The sequence below is a fragment of the Mesorhizobium sp. CA6 genome (assembly GCF_020165035.1).
Taxonomy (GTDB): domain Bacteria; phylum Pseudomonadota; class Alphaproteobacteria; order Rhizobiales; family Rhizobiaceae; genus Mesorhizobium.
This window is the reverse complement of sequence record NZ_JAIUHI010000009.1, coordinates 1-25,948: the sequence shown is the minus strand read 5'-3', so window position 1 is coordinate 25,948 and position 25,948 is coordinate 1. Positions and strand designations below refer to the sequence as shown.

37 protein-coding genes are annotated in these 25,948 nt (G+C 63.2%); all 37 read right to left on the bottom strand.

Annotated elements, in window-relative coordinates; translation table 11 throughout:
• Positions 1-266: 266 nt before the first annotated feature.
• Entirely contained in the window at positions 267-731 is a 465-nt protein-coding gene (locus LB526_RS15115) for a cupin domain-containing protein (RefSeq protein WP_095765494.1), read from the bottom strand.
• 113 nt (positions 732-844) lie between these two features.
• A complete protein-coding gene (locus LB526_RS15110) occupies positions 845-1,636 on the bottom strand; it encodes an ATP12 family chaperone protein (RefSeq protein ID WP_224628214.1) in 792 nt (263 codons plus the stop codon).
• 103 nt (positions 1,637-1,739) lie between these two features.
• Positions 1,740-2,615 carry a DMT family transporter gene (locus tag LB526_RS15105; protein WP_224628476.1) on the bottom strand — a complete coding sequence of 292 codons (876 nt, stop codon included), beginning with the start codon at positions 2,613-2,615 and terminating at the stop codon, positions 1,740-1,742.
• Positions 2,616-2,658: 43 nt separating this feature from the next.
• On the bottom strand, positions 2,659-3,639 hold the full coding sequence (locus tag LB526_RS15100) for an RluA family pseudouridine synthase (RefSeq protein ID WP_140847581.1): 981 nt from the start codon (positions 3,637-3,639) through the stop codon (positions 2,659-2,661).
• A gap of 102 nt (positions 3,640-3,741) precedes the next feature.
• A complete protein-coding gene (locus LB526_RS15095) occupies positions 3,742-4,104 on the bottom strand; it encodes a DUF779 domain-containing protein (RefSeq protein ID WP_224628213.1) in 363 nt (120 codons plus the stop codon).
• 64 nt (positions 4,105-4,168) lie between these two features.
• On the bottom strand, positions 4,169-5,686 hold the full coding sequence (gene adh / locus LB526_RS15090) for an aldehyde dehydrogenase (RefSeq protein ID WP_224628212.1): 1,518 nt from the start codon (positions 5,684-5,686) through the stop codon (positions 4,169-4,171).
• A 135-nt stretch (positions 5,687-5,821) separates the two neighbouring features.
• Positions 5,822-6,769, bottom strand: coding sequence for a helix-turn-helix domain-containing protein (locus tag LB526_RS15085; protein ID WP_224628211.1), 948 nt, complete (start codon positions 6,767-6,769; stop codon positions 5,822-5,824).
• Between the two features lie 264 nt (positions 6,770-7,033).
• Complete coding sequence (locus LB526_RS15080) at positions 7,034-7,861, bottom strand: aspartyl/asparaginyl beta-hydroxylase domain-containing protein (protein WP_224628210.1); 828 nt, start codon at positions 7,859-7,861, stop codon at positions 7,034-7,036.
• A gap of 168 nt (positions 7,862-8,029) precedes the next feature.
• Positions 8,030-9,340 (bottom strand): replication-associated recombination protein A, encoded by a 1,311-nt coding sequence (locus LB526_RS15075; RefSeq protein WP_224530047.1) that lies wholly within the window; start codon positions 9,338-9,340, stop codon positions 8,030-8,032.
• Between the two features lie 130 nt (positions 9,341-9,470).
• Positions 9,471-10,958 (bottom strand): DegQ family serine endoprotease, encoded by a 1,488-nt coding sequence (locus LB526_RS15070; protein ID WP_095765502.1) that lies wholly within the window; start codon positions 10,956-10,958, stop codon positions 9,471-9,473.
• Positions 10,959-11,148: 190 nt separating this feature from the next.
• The gene (gene rplQ, locus LB526_RS15065) at positions 11,149-11,580 is read right to left on the bottom strand and encodes a 50S ribosomal protein L17 (protein ID WP_140544883.1); all 432 of its coding nucleotides are present in this window, start codon (positions 11,578-11,580) and stop codon (positions 11,149-11,151) included.
• Positions 11,581-11,684: 104 nt separating this feature from the next.
• Positions 11,685-12,695, bottom strand: coding sequence for a DNA-directed RNA polymerase subunit alpha (locus tag LB526_RS15060; RefSeq protein WP_027170350.1), 1,011 nt, complete (start codon positions 12,693-12,695; stop codon positions 11,685-11,687).
• Between the two features lie 97 nt (positions 12,696-12,792).
• Positions 12,793-13,182 (bottom strand): 30S ribosomal protein S11, encoded by a 390-nt coding sequence (rpsK, locus tag LB526_RS15055; RefSeq protein ID WP_006205444.1) that lies wholly within the window; start codon positions 13,180-13,182, stop codon positions 12,793-12,795.
• Between the two features lie 127 nt (positions 13,183-13,309).
• Positions 13,310-13,678 carry a 30S ribosomal protein S13 gene (rpsM, locus tag LB526_RS15050; protein ID WP_027170351.1) on the bottom strand — a complete coding sequence of 123 codons (369 nt, stop codon included), beginning with the start codon at positions 13,676-13,678 and terminating at the stop codon, positions 13,310-13,312.
• Between the two features lie 231 nt (positions 13,679-13,909).
• Entirely contained in the window at positions 13,910-14,500 is a 591-nt protein-coding gene (locus LB526_RS15045) for an adenylate kinase (RefSeq protein WP_224628209.1), read from the bottom strand.
• Entirely contained in the window at positions 14,497-15,837 is a 1,341-nt protein-coding gene (secY, locus tag LB526_RS15040) for a preprotein translocase subunit SecY (RefSeq protein WP_095765505.1), read from the bottom strand. Before secY ends, LB526_RS15045 begins: the two co-directional genes overlap by 4 nt.
• A 256-nt stretch (positions 15,838-16,093) precedes the next feature.
• Positions 16,094-16,567 (bottom strand): 50S ribosomal protein L15, encoded by a 474-nt coding sequence (gene rplO, locus LB526_RS15035; RefSeq protein WP_224628208.1) that lies wholly within the window; start codon positions 16,565-16,567, stop codon positions 16,094-16,096.
• A gap of 22 nt (positions 16,568-16,589) precedes the next feature.
• Positions 16,590-16,787 carry a 50S ribosomal protein L30 gene (gene rpmD, locus LB526_RS15030; protein ID WP_027170355.1) on the bottom strand — a complete coding sequence of 66 codons (198 nt, stop codon included), beginning with the start codon at positions 16,785-16,787 and terminating at the stop codon, positions 16,590-16,592.
• Positions 16,788-16,812: 25 nt separating this feature from the next.
• The gene (rpsE, locus tag LB526_RS15025) at positions 16,813-17,376 is read right to left on the bottom strand and encodes a 30S ribosomal protein S5 (protein ID WP_032933400.1); all 564 of its coding nucleotides are present in this window, start codon (positions 17,374-17,376) and stop codon (positions 16,813-16,815) included.
• 149 nt (positions 17,377-17,525) lie between these two features.
• Positions 17,526-17,888 carry a 50S ribosomal protein L18 gene (gene rplR, locus LB526_RS15020; protein WP_224628206.1) on the bottom strand — a complete coding sequence of 121 codons (363 nt, stop codon included), beginning with the start codon at positions 17,886-17,888 and terminating at the stop codon, positions 17,526-17,528.
• Positions 17,889-18,026: 138 nt separating this feature from the next.
• On the bottom strand, positions 18,027-18,560 hold the full coding sequence (gene rplF / locus LB526_RS15015; RefSeq protein ID WP_095765508.1) for a 50S ribosomal protein L6: 534 nt from the start codon (positions 18,558-18,560) through the stop codon (positions 18,027-18,029).
• A 90-nt stretch (positions 18,561-18,650) separates the two neighbouring features.
• On the bottom strand, positions 18,651-19,049 hold the full coding sequence (rpsH, locus tag LB526_RS15010; protein WP_066989600.1) for a 30S ribosomal protein S8: 399 nt from the start codon (positions 19,047-19,049) through the stop codon (positions 18,651-18,653).
• A 12-nt stretch (positions 19,050-19,061) separates the two neighbouring features.
• Positions 19,062-19,367: a 30S ribosomal protein S14 gene (rpsN, locus tag LB526_RS15005; RefSeq protein WP_042642199.1), complete on the bottom strand. Its 306-nt coding sequence runs from the start codon at positions 19,365-19,367 to the stop codon at positions 19,062-19,064.
• Positions 19,368-19,393: 26 nt separating this feature from the next.
• Entirely contained in the window at positions 19,394-19,972 is a 579-nt protein-coding gene (gene rplE / locus LB526_RS15000; RefSeq protein ID WP_224628203.1) for a 50S ribosomal protein L5, read from the bottom strand.
• Complete coding sequence (gene rplX / locus LB526_RS14995; protein WP_095765510.1) at positions 19,965-20,279, bottom strand: 50S ribosomal protein L24; 315 nt, start codon at positions 20,277-20,279, stop codon at positions 19,965-19,967. Before rplX ends, rplE begins: the two co-directional genes overlap by 8 nt.
• A gap of 12 nt (positions 20,280-20,291) precedes the next feature.
• The gene (gene rplN / locus LB526_RS14990; RefSeq protein ID WP_006205457.1) at positions 20,292-20,660 is read right to left on the bottom strand and encodes a 50S ribosomal protein L14; all 369 of its coding nucleotides are present in this window, start codon (positions 20,658-20,660) and stop codon (positions 20,292-20,294) included.
• Positions 20,661-20,742: 82 nt separating this feature from the next.
• Entirely contained in the window at positions 20,743-20,982 is a 240-nt protein-coding gene (gene rpsQ / locus LB526_RS14985; protein ID WP_023675136.1) for a 30S ribosomal protein S17, read from the bottom strand.
• Positions 20,983-20,986: 4 nt separating this feature from the next.
• A complete protein-coding gene (rpmC, locus tag LB526_RS14980; RefSeq protein WP_042642190.1) occupies positions 20,987-21,187 on the bottom strand; it encodes a 50S ribosomal protein L29 in 201 nt (66 codons plus the stop codon).
• Positions 21,188-21,199: 12 nt separating this feature from the next.
• Positions 21,200-21,613, bottom strand: coding sequence for a 50S ribosomal protein L16 (gene rplP / locus LB526_RS14975; protein WP_095765511.1), 414 nt, complete (start codon positions 21,611-21,613; stop codon positions 21,200-21,202).
• Positions 21,614-21,640: 27 nt separating this feature from the next.
• Positions 21,641-22,375, bottom strand: a complete 735-nt coding sequence (gene rpsC / locus LB526_RS14970) for a 30S ribosomal protein S3 (protein ID WP_095765512.1) — start codon at positions 22,373-22,375, stop codon at positions 21,641-21,643.
• Positions 22,375-22,764 (bottom strand): 50S ribosomal protein L22, encoded by a 390-nt coding sequence (gene rplV, locus LB526_RS14965; protein WP_006205462.1) that lies wholly within the window; start codon positions 22,762-22,764, stop codon positions 22,375-22,377. Before rplV ends, rpsC begins: the two co-directional genes overlap by 1 nt.
• 2 nt (positions 22,765-22,766) lie before the next feature.
• Positions 22,767-23,045, bottom strand: a complete 279-nt coding sequence (rpsS, locus tag LB526_RS14960) for a 30S ribosomal protein S19 (protein WP_006205463.1) — start codon at positions 23,043-23,045, stop codon at positions 22,767-22,769.
• A gap of 16 nt (positions 23,046-23,061) precedes the next feature.
• A complete protein-coding gene (gene rplB / locus LB526_RS14955; protein WP_126084116.1) occupies positions 23,062-23,895 on the bottom strand; it encodes a 50S ribosomal protein L2 in 834 nt (277 codons plus the stop codon).
• A 22-nt stretch (positions 23,896-23,917) separates the two neighbouring features.
• Positions 23,918-24,211, bottom strand: a complete 294-nt coding sequence (locus LB526_RS14950) for a 50S ribosomal protein L23 (protein WP_040983033.1) — start codon at positions 24,209-24,211, stop codon at positions 23,918-23,920.
• Complete coding sequence (gene rplD / locus LB526_RS14945; RefSeq protein WP_095765514.1) at positions 24,208-24,828, bottom strand: 50S ribosomal protein L4; 621 nt, start codon at positions 24,826-24,828, stop codon at positions 24,208-24,210. The genes LB526_RS14950 and rplD overlap by 4 nt, the downstream gene beginning before the upstream one ends.
• Positions 24,828-25,544 (bottom strand): 50S ribosomal protein L3, encoded by a 717-nt coding sequence (gene rplC, locus LB526_RS14940; RefSeq protein WP_095765515.1) that lies wholly within the window; start codon positions 25,542-25,544, stop codon positions 24,828-24,830. The genes rplD and rplC overlap by 1 nt, the downstream gene beginning before the upstream one ends.
• A 61-nt stretch (positions 25,545-25,605) precedes the next feature.
• Positions 25,606-25,914, bottom strand: coding sequence for a 30S ribosomal protein S10 (rpsJ, locus tag LB526_RS14935; protein WP_006205468.1), 309 nt, complete (start codon positions 25,912-25,914; stop codon positions 25,606-25,608).
• Positions 25,915-25,948: the final 34 nt, after the last annotated feature.

Here is a 25,948-nt window from a genome sequence, read left to right as displayed (position 1 = left end):
TGAGATCCCGTCTGTCCTCGATGGCTGCGCGCCACCGTCCGCGCTCCTGCGAACGCGGACTCAAAAACGCCGCCAACGAAGGAAAAATGACAGAAAGGGCGGGCGAAAGGCACCGCGACGATGGGATTATGACTTTGGTATTAGGTGCGCTGCGAAAGCTGAGTGCAGCACTTGGAGCGGATCATTTCCGGCACCGGGCCGCAAATATCGCCGATCGAATGTGTCTTCTTGGAAAGGAAGCGTTTCTCAAGATGCATGGCCAAGCGTCAGCGATTGATCGCCACCGTCTCGTCGTTGATTATCCCAAGGCGTGCTTCAATCAATGCGATCTCGTCGGGCGCGTCGGCGCCAGAGGCCTCTATCTCCATGAAGAGTTGCTCGAAGCCACCCGGCGTCACTATTGCGAACATCTGCCCGGGCTCGTCGCCAATGTTTCGCCAACTGTGACGCACGTGAGGAGGCAAAACAACGACGGCGCCTGGAGGGGCATCGAATTCCTCGTCACCACATTGGAAACGATAGATCCCGCGTATCACCCGAAAAACCTCGGTCTCTCGGGTGTGAGTGTGAGAGGCCGGGCCTTTCCCGGGTGGGGTGAAAGTTTCCCACATCCCGAATGCGCCGTTCGTCTCGGCGGCAGTGGCATGGATTACAACTTTTGCGCCATGGGGCGCTTTAGCCAGGCGCTCCCTGCCCGGCATTGAGGTTACCGCATTCCGAAAGTCTGACATTGCCGCCCCCCGATTGCGCGGCGAATAATAGCATAGGATCGGTTGCCGGATAGCTGTCAGTGGCCAAGCGGTATTCTGAACGGAACCCGTTGTGCGGCGTTCCTGAAGTTACTTTAGCCCTGCAGCGCCTCGAGCAGGCTGACCGCCGCCATCATGTCGCGCTTGCGCGCCAAGCGGCGCGCCAAGGCCTCCGCATCCTGGCCCCAATGCTCGATCTGCCAGTCCTCGTCGACATGGCCGGCCTCCCAGGCTTCCTCGCCGTCGAGCTCGCCGAAATCGACGGCCAAGGCCAGCAGCGCCGAGCCGGTCAGCGCGGTCATGACATGGATGGCGGCCAGCCGCATCGGTTCCGAGCGCTGGCCAAGATGCGCGCCGAGGACCGCGATTGTCTCGCGCGGCTGCTCGACATGGACGACGCCTTCGGCAAGGTTGAAGCGTGCGCCGAGATGGCCCCGCGCCCAGTCCAGCACCGGGTCCCAATGCTTGTTCTGGCGATCGACCAGGCCTTGCGGGCCGTCGGCGCGGTAGCAAAGAAGATCGGACGAGGCGAAGCGCAGGATATCCTCCAGCACCGCCTGCGGATCGGAGGCGACGCCGTCGATGGCGGTGTTCACCAGCCGCATGACCGGCATCGTCACGGGATCGATGACTTCGCCTTGCGCGCTGAATTCAGCGGCCACAAGTGCTGCAGCCTTTTCGGTCGGTAGCACCATCACAGCCTTGCCCGGCGTGCGCACGGGGCGGCCGTCGAGATGAACGGCAAAGCCATTCTCGACGGGAGTCACCGAAACAGCCTGGTAGAAACGCTTCGGCAGCGGCGTCTTCATCTGGATCTGGGCGCGGCGCACAGGATCGGGATCTGAAAGCAGCTTACCGGCTTCGAGGTCTTCGAGGATGTCGCGCATTCCGAACTCCTTAAAGCAATTCCAGGAAAAGTGTGAAGCGGTTTTGCGTCCGCAATCGCGTCAACACAAAGAGATAGGGCAGCTTGCCGTTCCGCGAGCTGATCTATGGTGCGGGTTGTCTGCGCGCCGGGCGATTGACGATGATTAGCCCGGCGGTAATCAGGCCGAGCGCCAGGAAAATCCTGGTCGTCGGCAGCTCGCCCAACAGCACCGCGCCGCATAGGACGCCGAACACCGGCGACAGAAACGCGAAGCTCGACAAGCCGGCCGCCGGATAGCGCGTGAGCAGCCAGAACCACAACACATAGGTGAACGCGACGATATAGAAAGACTGGAACAGCAGCGCCAGTGTCGGCATGACGGCAAGCGCGCGGATGGGCGGACCGGCGAAAGGCATCACCAGGACGCCGACGATGGCGGCGCCGGCCAGCTGATAGAGCAGCAGTTTCTCCGCGCGCGTGTCGACCAGCCTCGATCGTTTGATGACAATGCTGGTCGCCGCCCAGAGAATGCCCGAGCCGAGACTGAGCAGATCGCCGGTCAGTGTCGCGCCGCTGCCGGCAGTGATGCCGTCGGAGAAGACCGCCGCCAGGCCGCAGAAGGCGAGAACAAGGCCACCGAGCTTGCGCGCATTGATGCGCTCGCCAAGCAGGAAATGGCCGCCGATCAGCACCCAGAACGGCATGGTGTTGACCAAGAGCGTGTTGCGGGCAACGGTCGTGTATTCGAGGCCGATATAGAGACACAGGAACTCGACGCCGAAGAGCACGCCGACGACGATGCCGGCGGCCAGCGTCCGATCCGCTTCGAAGAGCTTGATGCCGCGCAGCCGGCACCAGGCGAACACGCAGGCTCCCCCGATGAGCGACCGTGCGATCGAGACGAAGACAGGGTCGTAGCCTGCATAGGAGACTTTGGCGGCGACGTAGTTCAGCCCCCAGGAAAAGGTCAGCCCGACCATGATGGCGGCGGCGGCCATATCGACTGCATCGCGTCTGTCCAATGCGGGGGCGACAGCCAAGTCAGTCTTCCGCGCTCTGGTCGTCGAAGCCGATCAGGTTCCAGCTCTGGCGCATATGCGGCGGCATCGGCGCCGTGACGTCGATGACGCCGTGGTCCGGATGCGGGATGATGATGCGGCGCGCATGCAGGTGCAGGCGGTTTTGAATGCCACCCGGGAAATCCCAGTTGGTATCGGCCTCGAAATATTTGGGATCGCCGATGATCGGGCAACCTATGTAGGCGGCGTGAACGCGAAGCTGGTGCGTGCGGCCGGTATAGGGCTCCATCTCCAGCCAGGTCATCGTCTGCGCCGCCTGCTCGATGACACGGTAGTAGGAGACGGCGTGGTCGGCGCCCTTCTCGCCATGCGCGGCTACGCGCACGCGGTCGCCATCTTCCGTGGGCTCCTTGATGAGCCAGGTCGAGATCTTGTCCTCGCGCTTGGGCGGCACGCCCTTGACAAGCGCCCAGTAGGTTTTCTTGGTCTCGCGCGCGCGGAACGCTTCCGAAAGCTTCATCGCCGCAAGACGGGTGCGGGCAACCACCAGCACGCCGGACGTGTCGCGGTCGAGGCGATGGACGAGGCGCGGCTTCTCGCCCTTCTTGTTGCGCCAGGCCTCCAGCATGTCGTCGACATTGCGGGTGACGCCTGAGCCGCCCTGCACGGCGAGCCCCGCCGGCTTGTTGAAGACGAAGACTTTCGGGTCCTCATGCAGAAGCATCTTGGCGAGCACGTCGGCATCGCCCTGGTTGCGGATCGAGTGGCCGGTGAGCGGCGCATCGCCCTTCTTATCGACATCGAGCGGCGGAACGCGGACAGACTGGCCGGGCTCGACACGCGTGTCGGCCTTCACCCGGCCGCCATCGACGCGGATTTGCCCCGACCGAAGCAACTTCTGCAGATGGCCGAAGCCTAGGCCCGGATAATGGACCTTGAACCAGCGGTCGAGCCGCATGCCCGCCTCGCCGGCCTCAACCGTGATCTGTTCAACACCCGCCATGACTTTGCTTTTCCATTCGAAAGCGGCGCCATAGCACTAAGGCGGACAGGTTGCGAGCCAAAGGCCCAACAAAGCGCGATAATTACCCCAAACGTCGTCTGATCAATCGCCCGAAGGCGTAAGCACCGCGCAGACCGTCGAGCGCGTCAGAAAGCGCTTCTCGCGGCCATTGTCGAGCGAGAACATCCCGCCCCTGCCCTTCACCACATCGATGATGAGATCGGTGTGCTTCCACGCCTCATATTGCGAGGCACTGATATAGACCGGCGTATCGCCGATTTCGCCCAATTTCACGTCATTGTCGCCGATCATGAACTCGCCACGCGGGTAGCACATCGGCGAGGAGCCGTCGCAGCAGCCGCCGGACTGATGGAACAGAACCGGGCCGTGATCGGCGATGATCTCGGCAAGCAGCGCCTCGGCCTCCGGCGTGGCCGACACCTTGCTCAATGAAAGCTTATCCATCAAATCCTCCTCGACTGACGGGAGGACGCGGGTGGGCCGCGCCCTCCTCTTCGCCCTGGGAGGATCAGAAGAAGCCGAGCTTCTTCGGGCTGTAGCTGACCAGCATGTTCTTGGTCTGCTGATAGTGGTCGAGCATCATCTTGTGCGTCTCGCGGCCGATGCCGGACTGCTTATAGCCGCCGAAGGCGGCATGCGCCGGATAGGCGTGATAGCAGTTGGTCCAGACACGCCCGGCCTGGATGGCGCGGCCGAAGCGGTAGCAGCGGTTCGCGTCGCGGCTCCAGATACCGGCGCCGAGGCCGTAGAGCGTGTCGTTGGCGATCGACAGCGCCTCGTCATCGTCCTTGAAGGTCGTCACGGACACGACGGGTCCAAAGATCTCCTCCTGGAAGATGCGCATCTTGTTGTTGCCCTTGAACACTGTCGGCTTGACGTAGTAGCCGCCGGCGAGATCGCCCGGCAGATAGTTCCGCTCGCCGCCGGTCAAGACTTCGGCGCCTTCCTGGCGGCCGATGTCGAAGTAGGACAGGATCTTTTCCAGCTGCTCGCTCGAGGCCTGCGCGCCGATCATGGTGGCGGGATCGAGCGGATCGCCCTGGACGATCGCCTCGACACGCTTCAGCGCGCGCTCGATGAACTTGTCGTAGATCTTCTCATGCACCAGCGCGCGGCTGGGGCACGTGCAGACCTCGCCCTGGTTGAGCGCGAACATGACGAAGCCCTCGATCGCCTTGTCGAAGAAATCGTCGTCTTCGGCCGTCACATCCTGGAAGAAGATGTTGGGCGACTTGCCGCCAAGCTCAAGCGTCACCGGAATGAGGTTCCGGCTGGCATATTCCGAGATCAGGCGGCCGGTGGTGGTCTCGCCGGTGAAAGCGATCTTGGCAATGCGGTTCGACGAGGCGAGCGGCTTGCCGGCCTCAAGGCCGAAGCCGTTGACGATGTTGAGCACGCCTTCGGGCAAGAGGTCACCGATGAGGTCGGCCCACAGCATGATCGTGGCGGGTGTCTGCTCGGCGGGCTTCAGCACCACGCAATTGCCGGCGGCGAGCGCCGGCGCCACCTTCCACACCGCCATCAGCAGCGGGAAGTTCCACGGAATGATCTGGCCGACGACACCGAGCGGCTCATGGAAGTGGTAGGCGACGGTGTCGTGGTCGATTTCGGAGATCGAGCCTTCCTGGCTGCGCAGCACGCCGGCGAAATAGCGGAAATGGTCGATGGCCAGAGGCAGGTCGGCGGCGGTCGTCTCGCGGATCGGCTTGCCATTGTCCCAGGTCTCGGCGAGCGCCAGCAGGTCGAGATTGTCTTCCATGCGATCTGCGATGCGGTTGAGGATCAGCGCGCGGGCCGCGGGGCTGGTCTTGCCCCAGGCGTCCTTGGCTTTGTGGGCTGCATCAAGCGCGGCCTCGATGTCATTTGCGTCCGACCGGGCGATTTCGCAGAGCGGCCGGCCGGTGACCGGCGAGATGTTTTCGAAATATCTGCCGGAGAGCGGCGCCGCCCACTTGCCGCCGATAAAGTTGTCGTAGCGCTTGGCGAAAGGAACCTTGGCCGCGCGCGAGAATTCCACCTTGTTCATCATTGCCTCCCAATGAGCACGCCGCGGGATGCGGCGCTATGGGAGGAAGGGTTGCGGATCGGCGTTGGCTTGTCAGCCCGGGGCTGGATGATCGTGGCGCCCGACTGTCGCAGAACTGCGACAGTGGGGCCGCAATCAATGCGGGCGGCGAATGTCGAAGCGGGCGAGCTTGCGATGCAGGGTGGCGCGGGAGATGCCGAGGTTCTGCGCGGCGGCCGAGACGTTGCCGCCGGCGCGCGCCAGCGCCCGCTGAACCACACCACGTTCGGCATCGTCCAAATCCTCAGCGGTCTTTGCGCAGTCGCCGAGAATATCGGCGGCAAGCAGTCCTCTCGCCAGCGCTTCCCGCGTTATGCCGAGACCAAGACGGGCAGAGCGCGTCGCGCCGATCACAAGATCATCCGAATCGACCGCTATCAGCGCACCGGCGCTGCGCTCGGTGACAGGTGCGAGCAAGATGCGGGCATCCGAAAACACCATGCGGAAATTTTCCGCTTCGATCCGGCGCGCGGCGTCGCCGACGGCGACCGCGATGAGCTGGACAAAGCCCTCGGTCAGGTCCGACCGGCAGGACGAGACATCGAGCGCCGCCGCCAGATTGCCTTCATGGTCATAGACCGGAGCCGTGGTGCAGCTCAGCAGCGTGTTGCGGGAGAAGAAATGCTGATCGCGGTGGATGGTCAGAGCGCGCTGGTCGGCGATGCAGGTGCCGATGCCGTTGGTACCTTCGCTGTCCTCGCTCCAGACGGTGCCGGTCCACAGGCCCCATTGATCGAATGTCTCGTCGTCCGCGACGGCGCCCCGTCGCTCGACCGGGATGCCGTCTCGATCCGCCAGCATGACGCAGCAGCCGACGCCGCCCACGGCGAGATAGAGCCGATTGAGGCTGGGTTCGGCCGCGCGGATCAACCGCTCCATGCGCTGCCTCGTGAGCCTGAGCTCGCCTTCGGTCAGCCGCCGCGGCGCCGTGCGTGCTGCGGGGTCCAGGCCGTGCAATTGGAGGGACCGCCGCCACGAAGCGACGACCGCCGAGTGGGCTGCGTCGCTCTTGGCGACCGAGGCCTGGACCTGGTCCGCGTGCACGGCTGGCTGCCGTCCAATCAACCTAATCCTCCCGGTGAGCGGAACCTCCTGCCGCTCAGTCATCATGCTCGGTAGACTATTCCGCTACCAGTTGCGGGTCAGCTTTCGATAGAACGCCGGCCGGAACGCGTATTTGATCTTGCGCAATTCCCGACGAAAAATCGCTACGCGTGTCCTGGAGCCGCGCTGGAGTCCTAAAGGTCGCGGTTCGTCCGCGCCATTGGACGTTGGTTTAAGGCGGATCGAGGCGAGGTTCCGCCGTGGTCAGTTGGCGGCCGCCTTCGGCTTCGACGAGCCGATCATCTTCCAGTTCTTGTAGAAGACCGAATTGATACGCTCCACGCTGACGGAGACGATGGCGAGAAGGCCCGCGATCAGCCTGGGAAACGGAGACGGCCGGATGATATCGACGAAGACGCAGTAGCGGCGGCCGTCATATTCGTTGACCGAGCGGTGGAACAGGGTGTCGTCGAAGATGAACAGCGGATTGTCGTACCAGTAGTTCTTCTTGCTGCCGCACTGGACGAAGATCTCGGCCTTCACCGGTATCAGATTGTAGAGAATGCGCAGGCTGAGCCGGAGCGGACCGAAATGCCAGGACGTCGATTCGCGCTTGCTGAAAACGGATACCGCGATCGTCTTAATGTATTTGTAGTCCTTGTTGAATTCGGGGACGTTGTCGATCTTGTGCTTGCCGTACCACTGGTAGACATACATGCCGCGGCGGCCGGCGCCAAAATTGGCATCGATATCGGCGATGATCTCGTCCTTGCGCGCCTTGAAGACGCCCAGCACCTCGTTGATCTCGCGCTGATAGTCCTCGGGGAACTGCTCGGGCTTCCAGACGCCGGGGTTGCGGTAGCTGAGAAGGTCGACGATCAGATTGAACGGCGACAACAGCCAGGTGAACAGGCCATTGCCGAGGAAGTAGCGCTCGAACAGGTTCTGGTTCTTCTGGTCGTTGCGCATGACATCGACCAGGCCGCAGACGACCCAGATGGTGGTCAGGATCGGAATGAAGTAGAAGGCGAGCGCAAGAACTACAACGGCGATGGCGGCCTTGCGGAGCGTCTTGACGGTTTGCTTTGTCATTGTCATTCGCGCGGGAGCGCGATCCTGTTCCATGGGACAACATCACGGCGACCCCCGCCAGCCGTGCGTCTTGATAGGATTTTTTGTTTCCCGGCACAATGCCGCAGCAGTGTGGTCCACCACAACGCGGCTTCGCGTCGAAGCGTGCCGACCGCCGGGCCGCGTAACTCAGCTGTTCCGTTCGCTTCGCAGCTTCGCCCAGTATTCCAGCCGCTTGCGGATATCGCGCTCGAAACCGCGTTCCGGCGGATCGTAGAAAGTGCGCCGGCCCATCTTCTCCGGAAAATAGTCCTGGCCTGAAAACGCCTCCGGCTCGTCATGGTCGTAGCGATAGCCGGCGCCGTAATCCTCCTGCTTCATCAGCTTGGTCGGCGCGTTGAGGATGTGCTTGGGCGGCAGCAGCGAGCCGAACTCCTTGGCTGCCGCGGTCGCGGCCTTGAAGGCAGTGTAGACCGCGTTCGATTTCGGCGCCGTGGCGAGATAAACGGCGGCCTGGGCAAAGGCGAGCTCGCCCTCTGGCGAGCCTAGATAGTCATAGGCGTCCTTGGCCGCATTGGCCACGACAAGCGCCTGTGGGTCGGCGAGTCCGATATCCTCCACCGCCATGCGCACGAGCCGGCGGCCGAGATAGAGCGGATCCTCGCCGGCATCGAACATGCGGGCGAGGTAATAAAGCGCGGCATCCGGATCGGAGCCGCGCACCGATTTGTGTAGCGCCGAGATCAGATTGTAATGGCCGTCCTGGCCCTTGTCGTAGATGGGCGCACGGCGCTGGATGACGCGCTGCAGGCCTTCTGGCCCGAACACCTCGCCTTTCTTGGCGGCGCGCCAGACTTCCTCAGCCAGCGTCAGCGAGGCGCGGCCGTCGCCATCCGCCATGCGGATCAGCATGGCGCGCGCTTCTTCGTCGAGCGGCAGCGCCCTGCCCTCTGTTTCTTCCGCCCGGGCCAGAAGCTTGGCGATGCTGTCCTCACCCAGCGAACGGAACACCAGCACGCGCGCGCGGGACAAAAGCGCGGCATTCAATTCGAAGGACGGGTTCTCCGTCGTGGCGCCGACCAGCACTACGGTGCCGTCTTCCATCACCGGCAAAAACCCGTCCTGCTGGGCGCGGTTGAAGCGATGGATCTCGTCGACGAAGAGCAGCGTCTGGCGGCCATTGGAGCGCCTGAGCTTGGCCGCCTCGAACACTTTCTTGAGATCCGCGACACCGGAAAACACAGCAGAGATCTGCTCGAAGGCGAGATTGGTCTCGCCGGCGAGCAGCCGCGCCACCGTCGTCTTGCCGGTGCCGGGCGGACCCCAGAAAATCATCGAGCCGAGCGAACCCGAATCGATCAACCTGGTCAGCGCGCCGTCAGGGCCGGTCAGATGCTCCTGCCCGACGACCTCGCCGAGGTTTTTCGGGCGCAACCGATCGGCCAGCGGCCGCCCGGGCGGCGCCTTCTCCGGCTCATCGGAACTGAACAGATCTGCCATGCAAGTCTTTTGGTTGAAACGCGATTCCGCTCTTTTGCGAGCACCATCTTATCCGAACGCCGGCTCCCACTTCTTGCTACGCCGGCCTTCGGTTCGGGATCATGATCATGCTCTAAATGGGCAGATCGCCTCAATAACGCAACACCTGGCGCAGTATCTGCCCGCCGCGCTCGACGGTAAAGCGCCACCAGCGCGTGTCCTGCTGGGCAACCTGCGCCAGTGTCGCCGCGGTCTCGATGGTGGTGCCGTTCACCTCGCGCACGATGTCGCCCGGCTGGAAACCGAAATCGGCGGCCGGCGAATCGCGGCTGATATCGATGACGGTGACGCCCTTGAGATCGGTGCGAAGGCCAAGCCGCTGGGCAAGCCTGGGTGACAGTTCCGCCACCTTGGCGCCGGAAAAGGGACTGCGGCCACGCAAGGTGACCTCGCTAGGCTTGGCGCCTTCCGGCGCGCGCTCCAGCGGAATCTCCAACGTCGCCTGCTGCCCCTTGCTCAGCACGGCGAAGGTCGCCTTGGTGCCGATCGACAGCGTCGCCATGCGGTAGTCGAGCGCCTCGATGCTTTCGACCGGCGTGTTGTTGAGCGACAGGATGACGTCGCCAGGCTTCAGGCCGGCCTTGCCAGCAGGCCCGGTGGCGTCCACGGACGACACCAATGCGCCGGTGGGTTTCTCCATGCCGAGCGACTCTGCGATCTGCGGCGTCACCAGTTCGAATTCCGCTCCGATATAGGGACGCTCGAAGAAGTCGAGCCCGGCCTTGGCGGCGTCGGCGAAGGCGCGCACCATGTTCGAAGGAATGGCGAAGCCGATGCCGATCGAACCGCCGCTGCGGCTGTAGATGGCCGTGTTGATGCCGACCAGCTGGCCGCCCATGTTGATCAGGGCGCCGCCGGAGTTTCCGGGATTGATGGCGGCATCGGTCTGGATGAAATAGCCCGAATCCGAAACGCCGATATGGCTGCGGGCGAGCGCCGAGACAATGCCGCTGGTGGTGGTCTGGCCGACACCGAACGGATTGCCGATGGCGAGCACAAGGTCGCCGACCTCAAGCGCGTCGGAATCGCCGATGGCAATCACCGGAAACGGCTTGTCGGCCGAGATCTTGAGCACCGCGAGATCGAGTGTCTCGTCCTTGAGCATGACCTTTGAGGTGAACTCGCGCCCGTCGGCGGTCGCGACCTTCACCTCGTCAGCATCTTTGATGACGTGGAAGTTGGTGACGATCACGCCGCTCGGATCGACCAGCACGCCGGAACCCAGCGAGGACTGGGCGCGCGGCTGGGCACGGCCGAAGAACTCCTCGAAGAAGGGATCGCCTTCGAAAGGTGACGTCACCTTTGCGGTCTGCGAGGCATAGACATTCACGACGGCCGGCGCCGTCTGCTTGACCAGCGGCGCGAAGGAGAGCTGCACCTCCTCGCGGCCGAACGGCACGCGCTTGTCGGGGCCGGACGTGCCGTTCTCGCCTTCGACGCCATGCAACAGATCGGTCAGCACGTCGGAGAGGCCCGGATCGGCCGGCTTGGCGGCGTCCTCGGCAAAAGCCTGTCTTGCGGCCGGTGCCGCGGCGAAGACCGCCAGCGCGGCAACAAGAAACAGTCGTTTGAGGTGCATTCTCGAATCCCTCCAGATAGGGCGCCATTGTCTCGACGAATGTGCAGAATGAAAGGCTAATGCACACAAATGCGACACTTGTCGCGCAAAAGCTTGAGCCTGGGCGTGAAATTCCGCTCACCCGCTCAAACCTGCTCCAAATGCAAAAGGGGCCCGTAGGCCCCTCGAAGTCATTGACGAAACAGCGACCTCAGGCGGCCGCGGCTTCCTCGTTGGCGCCCTCAGCCTCTATGCGGGCGCGGTCGGCGGCGCCCTTGGCCGAGGTATCGCGATCGACGAATTCGATCACCGCCATCGCGGCGTTGTCGCCCTTGCGGAAGCCCGCCTTCATGATGCGCAGATAGCCGCCATTGCGGGTGGCGTAGCGCGGGGCGATGGTCTCGAACAGTCGCTTGACGACGCCTTCATTGCCGATCTGCGCGATCACCTGGCGGCGGGCGTGCAGGTCGCCGCGCTTGCCGAGCGTCACCAGCTTCTCGACGATCGGACGCAGGTCCTTCGCCTTCGGCAAGGTGGTGACGATCTGCTCGTGCTCGATCAGCGACACGGCGAGATTGGCGAACATCGACTTGCGGTGGCTGATGCTGCGGGCGAAACGACGGCCTTTGAAACCGTGGCGCATGGCTCTTTTCCTTCTTCAGTTGTTCAAGAGGCCACGGCCTCTGATGGTTTTCCGCATGACCGTCGGATCGAGCGGCTCTCGCCGCCGATCCTTGGAATTCATGCTCAATATTGGTCTTCGTAACGCTTGGCGAGGTCTTCGATGTTTTCCGGCGGCCAGTCCGGCACTTCCATGCCGAGATGGAGGCCCATGGCCGCCAGCACTTCCTTGATCTCGTTCAGCGACTTGCGGCCGAAGTTCGGGGTGCGCAGCATCTCGGCTTCGGTCTTCTGGATCAGGTCGCCGATGTAGACGATGTTGTCGTTCTTCAGGCAGTTGGCCGAACGCACCGAAAGCTCGAGCTCGTCGACCTTCTTGAGCAGCGCCGGGTTGAAGGCGAGCTCGGTGACGGCCTCGGTGGCGACTTCCTTCTGCGGCTCGTCGAAGTTGACGAACAGGCCAAGCTGGTCCTGCAGGATGCGGGCGGCGAAAGCGACCGCGTCCTCGCCCGAAATCGAGCCGTTGGTCTCGATCGTCATGGTCAGCTTGTCATAGTCGAGAACCTGGCCCTCGCGGGTATTCTCGACCTTGTAGGAGACCTTCTTGACCGGCGAATAGAGGCTGTCGACCGGGATCAGCCCGATCGGCGCGTCCTCGGCGCGGTTGCGCTCGGCCGGCACATAGCCCTTGCCGGTGTCGACGGTGAACTCCATGCGGATCTCGGCGCCCTCGTCCAGCGTGCAGATCACGTGGTCGGGGTTGAGGATTTCGACGTCGCCGACCGTCTGGATGTCGCCGGCGAGCACGGCGCCCGGGCCCTGCTTGCGCACGACCATGCGCTTGGGGCCATCGCCTTCCATGCGGATGGCGATTTCCTTGATGTTGAGCACGATGTCGGTCACGTCCTCGCGCACGCCGGCGATGGACGAGAATTCGTGCAGCACGCCGTCGATCTGCACGGCGGTGACAGCCGCGCCGCGCAGCGAAGACAGAAGCACACGCCGCAGCGCGTTGCCCAGCGTCAGGCCAAAGCCGCGTTCGAGCGGCTCGGCCACCAGCGTGGTCAGCGTCTTCTTCTTCGACGAGAACTCGATCTTGTTCGGCTTGATCAGTTCCTGCCAGTTTTTCTGGATCATAAAAGTCTTCCTTCCTTTGCCCCGCCACCATCCAATCGTGGCGGGCGACACGGAAAACCGCGGAGGATCGCCTTGGCGTTCGCGCGGCGTTTAAAAATCAGACGCGGCGCTTCTTGCGCGGGCGGCAGCCATTGTGCGGGATCGGCGTCACGTCACGGATCGAGGTGATGGTGAAGCCCGCCGCCTGCAGCGCGCGGAGCGCCGATTCACGACCGGAGCCGGGTCCGCAGACCTCGACCTCGAGCATGCGCATGCCGTGTTCCTGCGCCTTCTTGGCGACGTCCTCGGCAGCCATCTGGGCTGCGAACGGGGTCGACTTGCGCGAACCCTTGAAACCCTGGGCACCGGCCGACGACCAGGCGATCGAATTGCCCTGCGCGTCGGTGATGGTGATCATGGTGTTGTTGAAGGTCGAATTGACGTGGGCAACGCCCGACGAAATGTTCTTGCGTTCGCGACGGCGAACACGAGCGGCTTCCTTGGCCATGGTATTCCTTTCAGTTGATCTCTACACCGCCGTAATGCCAGCGGCTCCACCTTGGAAAAGCGAGTAGTGAGTAGGGAATAGCGAATAGGGTCCCCTACTCGCTAACCGCTACTCGCTATTCGCTCAATTACTTCTTCTTGCCGGCGATCGCCTTGGCCGGGCCCTTGCGGGTGCGGGCGTTGGTATGCGTGCGCTGGCCGCGGACCGGCAGCGAGCGGCGATGACGCAGGCCGCGGTAGCAGCCGAGGTCCATGAGCCGCTTGATGTTCATCGAGACTTCGCGGCGCAGGTCGCCTTCGACCTGGTAGTCGCGGTCGATCGTCTCGCGGATCTGCAGCACTTCCGCGTCGGTCAGCTGGTTGACGCGGCGGTCCGCCGGGATGCCGACCTTGTCGACGATCTCCTGGGCAAACTTCTTGCCGATGCCGTGAATGTACTGAAGCGCGATGACGACGCGCTTGTTGGTCGGAATGTTGACGCCGGCTATACGAGCCATTTTCTTCTCTTTCTCCATTTGGGCCGGGCGAGCCGGCGCTGTCGAAGTTGCCCCGCGTCCGGTGGAGGCCGGCCCTTGCGGGAGTTTCCTGGTTCAAAGCGGATGCCTTGCCCGCAAGGGCAAGCAAAGTCCATGCCTGATAGGAAGACGGGCCGCCATACCCCAACGGCCCACTCCAGTCAAGCGCAATCGTTAATTGTCGCCAAGCGCTATCTTTAGTGTCGGCCCGGTCTACTTCACCGCGGCCGCGAGCACCTTGCCGATCTCGGCGGTCACGGCATCCATACTGGCCATGCCGTCGACGGTCTTGAGCTTGCCCTTGGCGTAGTAGTAGCCGGTCAGCGGCGCCGTCTTCTTGTAGTATTCGCGCAGGCGTTCCTCGAACACCTCCGGGTTGTCGTCCTTGCGCACAGGCTGGCCGGCGGCCTTGGCGTCCTCGGCGCGTTTGACGATTCGGCCAACCAGCGCCTTGTCGTCGACGACGAGCTCTATGACGGTGTCGAGCGCTATGCCGCGTTCGGCAAGCATGGCCTCGACCGCGTCGGCCTGGACCAGCGTGCGCGGATAGCCGTCGAGGATGAATCCCTTGGCGCAATCCGGCTGATCGATACGCTCGGCGACGATGGCGTTGACGATCGCATCCGAGACCAGCTCACCGGCATCCATCACCGCCTTGGCACGCTTGCCGACCTCGGTTCCGGCCTGGACGGCGGCACGCAGCATGTCACCCGTCGAGAGCTGGGGGATGCCGTGTTTTTCAACCAGTCTTTGTGCTTGTGTCCCCTTGCCCGCTCCTGGCGGCCCAAGCAAAATCAGCCTCATCTGCTCCTCTTCCCCCCGCGCAACTTCGACTTCTTGATCAGGCCCTCATACTGGTGCGCGATCAGGTGACCCTGAATCTGCGCCACCGTATCGAGCGTGACACTGACCACGATCAGAAGCGATGTGCCACCGAGGTAGAAAGGTACGCCAGTCGCCGAAATCAGGAACTCCGGCAGCAGACAGACCAGCACCAGGTAAATGGCGCCGATGACGGTAATGCGCGTCAGAACATAGTCGATGTAGTCGGCGGTGCGCTCGCCCGGCCGATAGCCCGGGATGAAGCCGGAGTGCTTCTTGAGCTGGTCGGCTGTGTCCTTCGGGTTGAAGACGATCGCCGTGTAGAAGAAGGCGAAGAAGATGATCATGCCCGCATAGAAGATCATGTAGAGCGGCTGGCCGTGGCCGAGCGAGGCGAGAATCGTGCTTGCCCAGGCCGGCAGGTTGGTCGCCTGCGAGAAGCCCGCCACGGTCGCCGGCAGAAGCAGCAGCGAGGACGCGAAGATCGGCGGGATGACGCCGGAGGTGTTGAGCTTCAGCGGCAAATGCGAGGTATCGCCCTGGAACATGCGATTGCCGACCTGGCGCTTCGGATACTGGATGAGCAGGCGCCGCTGCGCGCGTTCGAAGAAGACGATGAGCGCAATGACGATGATGGCCAGCACGATGATCGCGAGGATGAGGCCCGTCGACAGCGCGCCGGTACGGCCGAGTTCCAGCGTGCCGGAGATCGCGCGCGGCAGGCCCGCGACGATGCCGGAGAAGATGATCAGCGAAATGCCGTTGCCGATGCCGCGCGCGGTGATCTGCTCGCCGAGCCACATCAGGAACATGGTGCCGCCGACGAGCGTGACGACTGTCGAGATGCGGAAGAACATGCCGGGATCGTTGACGATACCGTTGCCGCCCTCGAGGCCGATCGAAATGCCGTAGGCCTGGATCAGCGCCAGGAGCACGGTGCCGTAGCGCGTGTACTGGTTGATGATCTTGCGGCCCTGCTCGCCTTCCTTCTTCAGCGTTTCCAGCGACGGGATGACCGAGGTCATCAGCTGCATGATGATGGAGGCGGAGATGTAGGGCATGATGCCCAGCGCGAAGATCGCCATGCGCTGCACGGCGCCGCCGGCGAACATGTTGAACATGCCGAGCACGCCCTTGCTCTGCGAGGAGAAGGCCTGGGCGAAAGCATCGGGGTTGATGCCGGGAAGCGGGATATAGGTGCCGAGGCGGTAGACGAGCAGCGCGCCGATGGTGAACCAGATGCGCTTCTTGAGATCCTCGGCCTTGGCGAAGGCCGCGAAATTCAGATTGGAGGCTAGTTGTTCAGCAGCCGAGGCCATGCCTGATTCTCCGCTAGAGCACGATGCCGAAAAATGTGGAGCGGTTTTCGGACGACATCATGCTCTACTTCTTTGATTTCTACGTCGCGCTCGATGCCGCAGCTCAGGCGGCGCGTGTCACCGAAGCTCACGAGATAAGCTCGGGACCGTAAACATGCAAGCGGCCGCGTTGACGCGGCCGCCCAATTCATCCGGTCAAAGCGCGGTTCGACGGAATATGCGAAGTCATCCCGGTCGGCCGCGCTTCAAATCGCCGTTACTCGGCGGCGGCCGCTTCCGGCAGCTTCACCGAACCGCCGGCCTTCTCGATCTTCTCGATCGCAGCCTTGGAGGCGCCAGCGACGTCGAAGGACAGCTTGGCCTTGAGTTCGCCGTCGGAGAGCACGCGCACGCCGTCCTTGGCGCGGCGGATGACGCCGGCGGCAACCAGGGCCTCGGCCGTCACGGTCGCCTTGGCGTCGAGCTTCTTGGCATCGACAGCAGCCTGGATGCAGGCCAGCGACACGACAGTGAAGCTCTTGGCGAAGATGTTATTGAAGCCGCGCTTCGGCAGGCGCCGATAGAGCGGCATCTGGCCACCCTCGAAGCCGTTGATGGCAACGCCAGAGCGGGCCTTCTGGCCCTTGACGCCGCGACCGGCGGTCTTGCCCGAGCCGGAACCGATGCCGCGGCCGAGACGCTTCTTGGAGTGCGTCGCGCCGTCCTTGTCACGCAGATCGTTGAGTTTCATGTTTCTTCTCCTGCCCTTCCGTTCAGGCCTCGTCCACGACGCGGACGAGGTGCTGGACGGCGGCGATCATGCCGCGCACCGAAGGGGTATCTTCCAGCGTGCGCCGCTTGTGCATCTTGTTCAGGCCGAGGCCGACCAGCGTCGCGCGCTGCTCCTTCGGCCGGCGGATCGGAGAGCCGATCTGCTCGACGGTGATGGTCTTGGTAGCTTTCTTGGCCATGGTCGAAATCCCTGGTCAGCGTCGACTATTCTTCAGCCGCAACGGCGGTGCCGCGGCGGGCCTGAAGGGTCGAGTACTTGATGCCGCGCGCGGCAGCCACATCCTTCGGATGCATCTGGCTCTTCAGCGCGTCGAAGGTGGCGCGAACCATGTTGTAGGGGTTCGACGAACCCATCGACTTGGCGACCACGTCATGCATGCCGAGCGTCTCGAAGACGGCGCGCATCGGACCGCCGGCGATGATGCCGGTACCTTGCTTGGCGGCGCGCAGCAGAACGCGTCCGGCGCCCCAGCGGCCCTCGACGTCGTGATGCAGCGTGCGGCCCGAACGCAGCGGCACGAAGATCATGTCGCGCTTGGCCGACTCGGTCGCCTTGCGGATCGCTTCCGGCACTTCGCGCGCCTTGCCGTGGCCGAAGCCGACGCGGCCCTTCTGGTCGCCGACGACGACGAGAGCGGCAAAACCGAAACGACGGCCGCCCTTCACCACCTTGGCGACGCGGTTGATGTGGACGAGCTTGTCCACCATGCCGTCGTCACGCTCTTCGCGCTCGCGGCCGCGGCCGCCTTCTCTACGTTCCTGTGCCATATCCTGTTCCTTGTTCTTTTCCGGAAGCACGGGTTGCTGTTTGCCGACGCCGCTTTAGGGTCGCCGGCGGCGAACTTTTCCTTTGCATGATCTTGTCCGAAAAGTCTGCAACTTTTCGCTGCGCGGACCTCTCGGTTCGGGATCAAGCATTAGAAGCTGAGACCGCCTTCGCGGGCAGCCTCGGCCAGCGCCTTGACGCGGCCGTGATAGATGTACGGGCCGCGGTCGAAGACGACTTCCTTGACGCCGGCCTTGGCGGCACGCTCGGCGATCAGCTTGCCGACCGCGGTCGCGGCTGCGGTGTCGGCGCCGGTCTTGAGCGAACCCTTGAGGTCCTTCTCGAGCGTCGAGGCGGCGGCCAGCGTGTGGCCGTTGGCGTCGTCGATCACCTGGACGTAGATGTTCTTCGAGGTGCGGTGCACCGAAAGCCTCGGACGCTCGCCGGCGACCTTCTTCAGCTGGCGGCGCACGCGCTGCGCGCGGCGCTGGATGGTTTCTTTGGGGCTTGCCATAATGTCAGTTCCTTGCCTTCAGAAAACGGGGGCAACCCTGTGCGGTAGGCCAAGGCTCCCGCGGCCGCTCCCCGCGGCGTTACACTTCTGCGGCTTGGCCCTTTTCGAAAAGTCTGCAACTTCTCGGGGCCAGGCCTATTACTTCTTCTTGCCTTCCTTGCGCACGATGCGCTCGTCGGCATAGCGCACGCCCTTGCCCTTATAGGGCTCGGGACCGCGATATTCGCGGATCTCGGCTGCGACCTGGCCGACCTGTTGCTTGTCGATGCCGGAGACCGTGATTTCGGTCGGCTTCGGCACCGTGATGGTGATGCCCTGCGGCGTCTGATAGACCACGTCGTGGCTGAAGCCGAGCGCCAGCTGCAGGTTTTTGCCCTGCAACGCCGCGCGATAGCCGACGCCGGTGATCTCGAGCTTCTTCTCGAAGCCGTCCTTCACGCCCTGCAGGATGTTGACGATCTGCGTGCGCGACATGCCCCACTTGGAGCGGGCGGTCTTGGTCTGGTCGCGCGGCTCGACGGAGATCTCGTTGTTCTCCATCTTCACCAGCACTTCGTCGTTCACCACGAACTTCAGCTCGCCCTTGGGGCCCTTCGCCGTCACGGTCTGGCCGTTGACGGACGCGGTCACGCCTTGCGGCAGCGAAACGGGTTTCTTTCCGATACGAGACATTTTGTTGTCCTCGTCACTTCTTTCGTTTCAGGTTCCAGTTCCCGGGCGCGATCCCGAGAACCGAAGCCCATTCATCAATCTCTTGGCCGATCAGAAGATCTGGCAGAGGATTTCGCCGCCGACATTCTGCTCGCGCGCTTCATGGTCGGCCATGACGCCCTTCGGCGTCGAAAGGATGGCGATGCCGAGGCCGTTGGCGACGTGCGGGATCGACTTGGCCGAGACATAGACGCGACGGCCAGGCTTCGAGACGCGCTCGATCTCGCGCACAACCGGGGCGCCGTCGAAATATTTCAGCTCGATCTCGATTTCCGACTTGCCGTTTTCGAAGTCGGTCTGGCTGTAGTCGCGGATATAGCCTTCCGACTTCAGCACTTCGAGGACGCGGGCACGCAGACGCGAGGCCGGGGTCGAAACGCTCGACTTCTTGCGGCCATAGGCGTTGCGGATGCGGGTCAGCATATCGCCGAGAGGATCGCTCAATGACATCTCAGTGTCTCCTTACCAGCTCGACTTGACAAGGCCCGGGATCTGGCCGGTATTGCCCAGATCGCGAAGCGCGATACGCGAAAGCTTCAGCTTGCGATAGTAGGCGCGCGGACGGCCCGTCACCTCGCAGCGATTGCGGATGCGGATCTTGGCCGAGTTGCGCGGCAGCGCCGAAAGCTTCAACTGGGCGCGGAAACGCTCTTCCATCGGCTTGGACTGATCCATGATGATGGCCTTGAGCGCCGTGCGCTTGGCGGCGTACTGGTCGGCGAGCTTGCGGCGCCGGTTGTTCTTCTCGACTGAGCTGGTCTTTGCCATTTCAGATGTTTCCTTTTTCGCTGCCGTTACTGGCGGAAGGGGAAGTTGAAGGCCTTGAGCAGCGCTCTTGCCTCGTCGTCCGTCTTCGCCGTCGTACAAACGATGACGTCCATGCCCCAGACCTGATCAACCTTGTCGTAGTTGATCTCCGGGAACACGATGTGTTCCTTGATGCCCATGGCATAGTTGCCACGGCCGTCAAAGCTCTTCGGGTTCAGTCCGCGGAAGTCGCGAACGCGCGGCAGCGCGATGTTCACCAGGCGGTCGAGGAACTCGTACATGCGTTCCTTGCGCAGCGTGACCTTGGCGCCGATCGGCATGTTCTCGCGCACCTTGAAGCCGGCAATCGAGTTGCGGGCGCGGGTGACGACGGCCTTCTGGCCGGCGATCAGCGCGAGATCCTCGGCCGCGACCGAGGGCTTCTTGGAGTCTGCGGTTGCTTCGCCGACACCCATGTTCAGCACGATCTTGTCGATGCGCGGAACCTGCATGTCATTGTCGTAGCCGAACTGCTCCTGCATCGCCTTGCGGATGATCTCGTTGTAGACCTTCTTGAGGCGCGGCTCGTTCTTGGCAGTTGCCTGCTTGGTTTCAGCCTTAGCCATTGATGACTTCTCCCGAACGCTTGGCGACGCGCACCTTCTTGCCATCCTTCTGGATGGTGAAGCCGACGCGGGTCGGCTTGCCGTCCTTGGGGTCGGCCAGCGCGATATTCGACAGGTGGATCGGCGCTTCCTTGGTGATGATCCCGGCCTCTTGCGACTGGGTCTGCTTCTGGTGACGGCGAATGAGGTTCACGCCGCGGACGACCGCGGTGTCTTCCTTCGGCTGCACCGACAGGACTTCGCCCGAACGGCCCTTGTCCTTGCCGGCAAGCACGACGACCTTGTCGCCTTTTTTGATCTTTTGCATTGGTCCGGCTCCTTACAGCACTTCAGGCGCGAGCGAGATGATCTTCATGTGGTTCTTGGCGCGCAATTCGCGCGGAACCGGTCCGAAGATACGGGTGCCGATCGGCTCTTTCTTATTGTCGACGAGAACGGCCGCGTTCTTGTCGAAACGGATCACGCTGCCGTCCGGGCGGCGGATGTCCTTGGCCGTGCGAACCACGACCGCCTTCATCACATCGCCCTTCTTAACGCGGCCGCGCGGAATGGCTTCCTTGATCGACACCACGATGATGTCGCCGACGGAGGCGTATTTCCGCTTCGAGCCGCCCAGCACCTTGATGCACATGACACGACGGGCGCCGGAATTATCCGCGACGTCGAGGTTTGTTTGCATCTGAATCATGACTGGCCGCCTTCTTCTTTTCTAACGGGACGGGTTCTTCACCCCTCCCCGGTCTGTCCAAAATTCGGTTCGTTCGCCCGGATCAAGCCTGATCCGAAGAGACGACAACCCAGCGCTTGTCCTTGGAAATCGGCTTCGATTCCTGGATGAACACCTGGTCGCCGACCTTGTGGGCGTTGTTCTCGTCGTGCGCCTTGTACTTCTTGGTCATGCGCACGGTCTTCTTCATCACGGGATGCGTGAAGCGACGCTCGACCTTGACCACGACCGTCTTCTCGTTCTTGTCGCTGACGACGGTGCCCTGCAGGATGCGCTTTGGCATGGTCTTAACCCTTCTTGGCCGCGGCTTTTTCCGCGGCGATGGTCTTGATGCGCGCGATGTCCTTGCGGACCTGCTTCACGCGCGCGGTCTTTTCGAGCTGGCCGGTGGCCTTCTGGAAGCGCAGGTTGAACTGCTCCTTCTTGAGAGCGGCCAGGTCGTCGGTCAGCTGATCCTGGGTCTTGGTCCGGATATCTTCGGCTTTCATGATCGCCTGTCCTTATTCTGCGATGCGCTGCACGAAGCGCGTCTTGACCGAGAGCTTGGCGGCGCCGAGACGCAGCGCTTCACGAGCGGTCTCCTCGCTGACGCCGTCGATCTCGAACATGATACGGCCGGGCTTGACGCGCGCCGCCCAGTAGTCGACGGCGCCCTTGCCCTTACCCATGCGGACTTCGGTCGGCTTCGAGGTGACCGGCAGGTCCGGGAACACCCGGATCCAGACGCGGCCGGCGCGCTTCATCTCGCGGGTGATCGCGCGGCGGGCCGCCTCGATCTCGCGCGCGGTGACGCGGTTCGGCTCAAGCGCCTTCAGCCCGAAACCGCCGAAATCCAGGTTGGTGCCGCCCTTGGCGGCACCGTGGATACGGCCCTTGAACTGCTTGCGGAACTTTGTGCGCTTTGGCTGCAGCATCGTTCTAACTCCAAATTCTCAAATGTCTCAGGCGTTCTCGCGACGGCGGCCGCGTTCGCGCTCACCGCCAGCACCGCCGCCGCCATGCGCGGCATCGCCTTCGGTTGCACGGCGCTCGGAAGCCATCGGGTCATGCTCGAGGATCTCGCCCTTGAACACCCACACCTTGACGCCGCAGATGCCGTAGGCCGTGTTCGCCTCGGCCGTGCCGTAGTCGACGTCGGCGCGCAGCGTATGCAGCGGCACGCGGCCTTCGCGGTACCACTCCATGCGCGCGATCTCGGCGCCGCCGAGACGGCCGGAGCAGTTGATGCGGATGCCTTCGGCGCCGAGACGCATGGCTGACTGAACGGCACGCTTCATGGCGCGGCGGAACGCGATGCGGCGCTCGAGCTGCTGGGCGATCGACTGGGCGACCAGCGTGGCGTCGATTTCCGGCTTGCGCACTTCAACGATGTTGAGGTGCGTTTCGGACTTCGTCATCTCGGTCAGCTTCTTGCGAAGCTTCTCGATGTCGGCGCCCTTCTTGCCGATGATGAGGCCCGGACGCGCGGCGTGGATGGTGACGCGGCACTTCTTGTGCGGGCGCTCGATCACGACTTTCGAAATCGCGGCCTGCTTGAGTTCCTTCTCGAGATACTTGCGGATCTTGAGGTCTTCGTGCAGCAGCTGGCCGTATTCGCCGGTGTTCGCGAACCAGCGCGAATCCCAGGTACGGTTGATGCCGAGACGCAGCCCGATCGGATTGACTTTCTGGCCCATTATGCGGCCTCCCCTTTTTCCTCGACTTCACGAACGACGATCGTGAGGTGCGAGAACGGCTTTTCGATACGGCTGGCGCGGCCGCGGCCACGAGCGTGGAAACGCTTCATGACGATCGACTTGCCGACATAGGCTTCCGCCACGATCAGAGCGTCGACGTCGAGGTCGTGATTGTTTTCCGCATTGGCGATCGCCGATTCCAGCGTCTTCTTGACCGTGCCGGAAATCCGCTTGGCCGAGAATTCGAGATCGGAAAGCGCTGTCGCGACCTTCTTGCCGCGGATCAGCGCGGCAACCAGGTTGAGCTTCTGCGGGCTGATGCGGATCGTGCGCAGAACGGCACGCGCCTCGTTATCAGCAAGCCTGCGCGGAGCTTTGGCCTTGCCCATGATTATTTCCTCTTCGCCTTCTTATCCGCGCCGTGACCGTAATAGGTCCGGGTCGGAGCGAATTCACCGAACTTGTGGCCGACCATGTCCTCGTTCACCGAGACGGGAACGTGCTTCTGGCCGTTGTAGACACCGAAGGTGAAGCCGACGAACTGCGGCAGGATGGTGGAGCGACGGCTCCACATCTTGATCACCTCATTGCGACCGCCTTCACGAACCTTGTCCACCTTCTTGAGAAGGTAGCCGTCGATAAAGGGGCCTTTCCAAATCGAACGAGTCACTTGGCGTTACCTCTTCTTAGCTCTTGCGCTGATGACGCGAGCGCAGGATGAACTTGTCGGTCGCCTTGTTGGACCGCGTCTTCTTGCCCTTGGTCGGCTTGCCCCAGGGCGAAACCGGATGACGGCCACCCGAGGTGCGGCCTTCGCCGCCGCCATGCGGATGGTCGACCGGGTTCATGGCCACGCCGCGATTGTGCGGGCGCTTGCCGCGCCACACGGTGCGACCGGCCTTGCCGTCGTTGATGTTGCCGTGGTCGGGGTTCGACACGGCGCCGACGGTGGCCATGCAGGAGCCGTGCACGACACGCTGCTCGCCCGAGTTGAGGCGCAGGATCGCCATGCCCTGGTCGCGGCCGACGAGCTGGGCGTAACCGCCAGCCGAACGGGCGACCTGGCCGCCCTTGCCCGGCTTCAGCTCGATGTTGTGGACGATCGTGCCGACCGGCATCGAGGCCAGCGGCATCGCGTTGCCCGGCTTCACGTCGACCGCTTCGCCGGCCACGATCTTGTCGCCGGCAGCAAGACGCTGCGGGGCCAGGATGTAGGACAGCTCGCCGTCGTCATACTTGATCAGCGCGATGAAGGCGGTGCGGTTCGGATCGTATTCGATGCGCTCGACCGTGCCGACGACGTCGTACTTCTTACGCTTGAAGTCGATAATGCGGTACGAACGCTTGTGACCGCCGCCGATGAAGCGGGCCGTGATGCGGCCGTAGTTGTTGCGGCCGCCCGACTTGGTCAGGCCTTCGGTCAGGCCCTTGACGGGCTTGCCCTTGTAGAGGCCCGAGCGGTCGACGATGACCAGCTGGCGGGTGCTCGGCGTTACCGGGTTAAATTTCTTAAGTGCCATTGTCCTGTCCTCGCGGCCTTGCTCAGAGACCCGTCGCGACGTCGATCGACTGGCCGTCGGCCAGCGTCACAACCGCCTTCTTGACGTCGCCCTGGCGGCCAACGGTGCCGCGGAAGCGCTTGATCTTGCCCTTGCGGACGAGCGTGTTCACAGCCGTCACCTTGACGCCGAAGAGAGCCTCCACGGCAGCCTTGATTTCCGGCTTCGACGCCTTCTTGGCGACGTTGAAGACGACCTGGTTCTGCTCGGAAGCCATGGTCGACTTTTCGGTGATCGCCGGCGAGACGATCACGTCGTAGTGACGGAGGTCGGTCATTTAAAGCGCTCCTCGAGAGCCTCGACGGCGGCCTTCGAAAGGACCAGCGTGCCGCGGCGCAGAATGTCGTAGACGTTGATGCCCTGGATGGGCAGCACGTCGATGTTCGGAATGTTGGTCGCGGCCAGCTTGAAGTTCTGGTCAAGCTCGGCGCCACCGATGACCAGGGCGTTGGTCAGCCCCAGCGTCTCGAAATTCGCCACCAGCGCCTTGGTCTTGGCTTCGGTGAGCTTCAGCTCGTCGACGATGATCAGCGAAGCGCTCTTGGCCTTGGCCGAGAGAGCGTGCTTGAGGCCAAGCGCACGGACCTTCTTCGGCAGCTCGTGCTCATGGCTGCGAACGACCGGGCCGTGTGCCTTGCCGCCGCCTCGGAACTGCGGAGCGCGAGCCGAGTGGTGACGGGCGCGGCCCGTACCCTTCTGCTTGTACATCTTGGCGCCGGTGCGCGCGATTTCGGCGCGGCCCTTGGCCTTGTGCGTGCCCTGCTGCTTCTTGGCGAGTTGCCAGCGCACGACGCGCTGCAGGATGTCCTCGCGCGGGTCAAGGCCGAAAATCTCCTCGGAGAGTTCCACCTTGCCGGCGTCCTTGCCGCCCAGCGTTGTGATCTTGAGATCCATTATTCGGCTCCCTCAGTGGCCGGGGCTTCGTTCTTGGCGGCAGCGGCGCGGATCGCGGCCGGCTTCGGCGCATTGGCCGGCAGCGCAACCTTGGCGGCGTCCCGAACCAGGATCCAGGCGCCCTTGACGCCGGGCACCGCGCCGCGGATCAGGATCAGGCCGCGATCGGCATCGGTCGAGACGACCTCGACATTCTGCGTGGTGACGCGGGTGTCGCCCATGTGGCCGGCCATCTTCTTGCCCTTGAACACCTTGCCGGGGTCCTGGCGCTGGCCGGTCGAGCCGTGCGTGCGGTGCGAGACCGAGTTACCGTGCGTGGCGCGGCCACCACCCATGTGGTGCCGCTTGATCACGCCCTGGAAACCCTTGCCGGTCGAGGTGCCGGTGACGTCCACCTTCTGGCCGGCGACGAAATGCTCGACGGTCAGCTCGGCGCCGACGTCGATCATGTTGTCGGCGGAGACGCGGAACTCGGCGACCTTGGCCTTCGGCTCGACGGAAGCGGCGGCGAAATGGCCGCGCATCGCCTTCGACGTGTTCTTCACCTTGGCAAGGCCAACGCCGAGCTGGACGGCGGTGTAGCCGTTCTTCTCCTGCGTGCGCTGGGCCACGACCTGGCAGTTCTCCATCTGGAGAACGGTGACGGGAACGTGTTCGCCAGCATCGTTATAGATGCGGGTCATTCCCACCTTCTTTGCAATCACACCTGAACGCATCGGTTCAATTCCTTTAGAGTTCCGGGCCAGGGGCACCGCCCCTTACCGCTCTCTCATTCCCTTAGAGCTTGATCTCGACGTCGACACCGGCGGCCAGATCGAGCTTCATCAAAGCATCGACCGTCTGCGGGGTCGGATCGACGATGTCGAGCAGCCGCTTGTGCGTGCGCATCTCGAACTGTTCGCGGCTCTTCTTGTCGACGTGGGGCGACCGGTTGACCGTGAATTTTTCGATCCGCGTCGGCAGCGGGATTGGGCCGCGGACGTTGGCGCCGGTGCGCTTGGCGGTCGACACGATTTCGCGCGTCGAGGCGTCGAGCACCCGGTGGTCAAACGCCTTAAGGCGGATGCGGATATTCTGTCCGTTCATGCGTCAATTCCTTGTTCTGGCGCGGCGCGGGCCG

Coding starts and splice junctions, on each gene's coding strand:
- rpsE (WP_032933400.1), bottom strand. CDS start 17,376: ATGGCACAGGAACGTAGAGAAGGCGGCCGCGGCCGCGAGCGCGAAGAG.
- rplN (WP_006205457.1), bottom strand. CDS start 20,660: ATGATTCAGATGCAAACAAACCTCGACGTCGCGGATAATTCCGGCGCC.
- rpsM (WP_027170351.1), bottom strand. CDS start 13,678: ATGGCTCGTATAGCCGGCGTCAACATTCCGACCAACAAGCGCGTCGTC.
- LB526_RS15095 (WP_224628213.1), bottom strand. CDS start 4,104: ATGGATAAGCTTTCATTGAGCAAGGTGTCGGCCACGCCGGAGGCCGAG.
- LB526_RS15075 (WP_224530047.1), bottom strand. CDS start 9,340: ATGGCAGATCTGTTCAGTTCCGATGAGCCGGAGAAGGCGCCGCCCGGG.
- LB526_RS15060 (WP_027170350.1), bottom strand. CDS start 12,695: ATGATCCAGAAAAACTGGCAGGAACTGATCAAGCCGAACAAGATCGAG.
- rplO (WP_224628208.1), bottom strand. CDS start 16,567: ATGAAACTCAACGATCTGCGTGACAAGGACGGCGCGACGCACTCCAAG.
- rpsJ (WP_006205468.1), bottom strand. CDS start 25,914: ATGAACGGACAGAATATCCGCATCCGCCTTAAGGCGTTTGACCACCGG.
- rplC (WP_095765515.1), bottom strand. CDS start 25,544: ATGCGTTCAGGTGTGATTGCAAAGAAGGTGGGAATGACCCGCATCTAT.
- rplR (WP_224628206.1), bottom strand. CDS start 17,888: ATGGCAAGCCCCAAAGAAACCATCCAGCGCCGCGCGCAGCGCGTGCGC.
- rpmC (WP_042642190.1), bottom strand. CDS start 21,187: ATGAAAGCCGAAGATATCCGGACCAAGACCCAGGATCAGCTGACCGAC.
- adh (WP_224628212.1), bottom strand. CDS start 5,686: ATGAACAAGGTGGAATTCTCGCGCGCGGCCAAGGTTCCTTTCGCCAAG.
- LB526_RS14950 (WP_040983033.1), bottom strand. CDS start 24,211: ATGACCGACCTCCGTCACTACGACGTGATCGTCTCGCCGGCGATCACC.
- rplE (WP_224628203.1), bottom strand. CDS start 19,972: ATGGCTAAGGCTGAAACCAAGCAGGCAACTGCCAAGAACGAGCCGCGC.
- rpsN (WP_042642199.1), bottom strand. CDS start 19,367: ATGGCAAAGACCAGCTCAGTCGAGAAGAACAACCGGCGCCGCAAGCTC.
- rpsC (WP_095765512.1), bottom strand. CDS start 22,375: ATGGGCCAGAAAGTCAATCCGATCGGGCTGCGTCTCGGCATCAACCGT.
- rpsQ (WP_023675136.1), bottom strand. CDS start 20,982: ATGCCAAAGCGCATCCTGCAGGGCACCGTCGTCAGCGACAAGAACGAG.
- rplF (WP_095765508.1), bottom strand. CDS start 18,560: ATGTCTCGTATCGGAAAGAAACCCGTTTCGCTGCCGCAAGGCGTGACC.
- LB526_RS15115 (WP_095765494.1), bottom strand. CDS start 731: ATGTCAGACTTTCGGAATGCGGTAACCTCAATGCCGGGCAGGGAGCGC.
- rpsH (WP_066989600.1), bottom strand. CDS start 19,049: ATGTCATTGAGCGATCCTCTCGGCGATATGCTGACCCGCATCCGCAAC.
- rplV (WP_006205462.1), bottom strand. CDS start 22,764: ATGGGCAAGGCCAAAGCTCCGCGCAGGCTTGCTGATAACGAGGCGCGT.
- rplB (WP_126084116.1), bottom strand. CDS start 23,895: ATGGCACTTAAGAAATTTAACCCGGTAACGCCGAGCACCCGCCAGCTG.
- LB526_RS15110 (WP_224628214.1), bottom strand. CDS start 1,636: ATGCGCGACATCCTCGAAGACCTCGAAGCCGGTAAGCTGCTTTCAGAT.
- secY (WP_095765505.1), bottom strand. CDS start 15,837: ATGGCCTCGGCTGCTGAACAACTAGCCTCCAATCTGAATTTCGCGGCC.
- rplP (WP_095765511.1), bottom strand. CDS start 21,613: ATGCTGCAGCCAAAGCGCACAAAGTTCCGCAAGCAGTTCAAGGGCCGT.
- LB526_RS15100 (WP_140847581.1), bottom strand. CDS start 3,639: ATGGCGGGTGTTGAACAGATCACGGTTGAGGCCGGCGAGGCGGGCATG.
- rplQ (WP_140544883.1), bottom strand. CDS start 11,580: ATGCGCCACGGTTTCAAAGGCCGTCGTTTCGCCCGCAGCATCAGCCAC.
- LB526_RS15045 (WP_224628209.1), bottom strand. CDS start 14,500: ATGAGGCTGATTTTGCTTGGGCCGCCAGGAGCGGGCAAGGGGACACAA.
- rplX (WP_095765510.1), bottom strand. CDS start 20,279: ATGCAAAAGATCAAAAAAGGCGACAAGGTCGTCGTGCTTGCCGGCAAG.
- LB526_RS15070 (WP_095765502.1), bottom strand. CDS start 10,958: ATGCACCTCAAACGACTGTTTCTTGTTGCCGCGCTGGCGGTCTTCGCC.
- rpmD (WP_027170355.1), bottom strand. CDS start 16,787: ATGGCCAAGAAAGCTACCAAGACCATCACCGTCGAGCAGATCGGCTCT.
- rpsK (WP_006205444.1), bottom strand. CDS start 13,182: ATGGCCAAGGAAGCCGCTCGTGTTCGCCGTCGCGAACGCAAGAACATT.
- LB526_RS15080 (WP_224628210.1), bottom strand. CDS start 7,861: ATGACAAAGCAAACCGTCAAGACGCTCCGCAAGGCCGCCATCGCCGTT.
- rplD (WP_095765514.1), bottom strand. CDS start 24,828: ATGGATCTCAAGATCACAACGCTGGGCGGCAAGGACGCCGGCAAGGTG.
- LB526_RS15105 (WP_224628476.1), bottom strand. CDS start 2,615: ATGGCCGCCGCCGCCATCATGGTCGGGCTGACCTTTTCCTGGGGGCTG.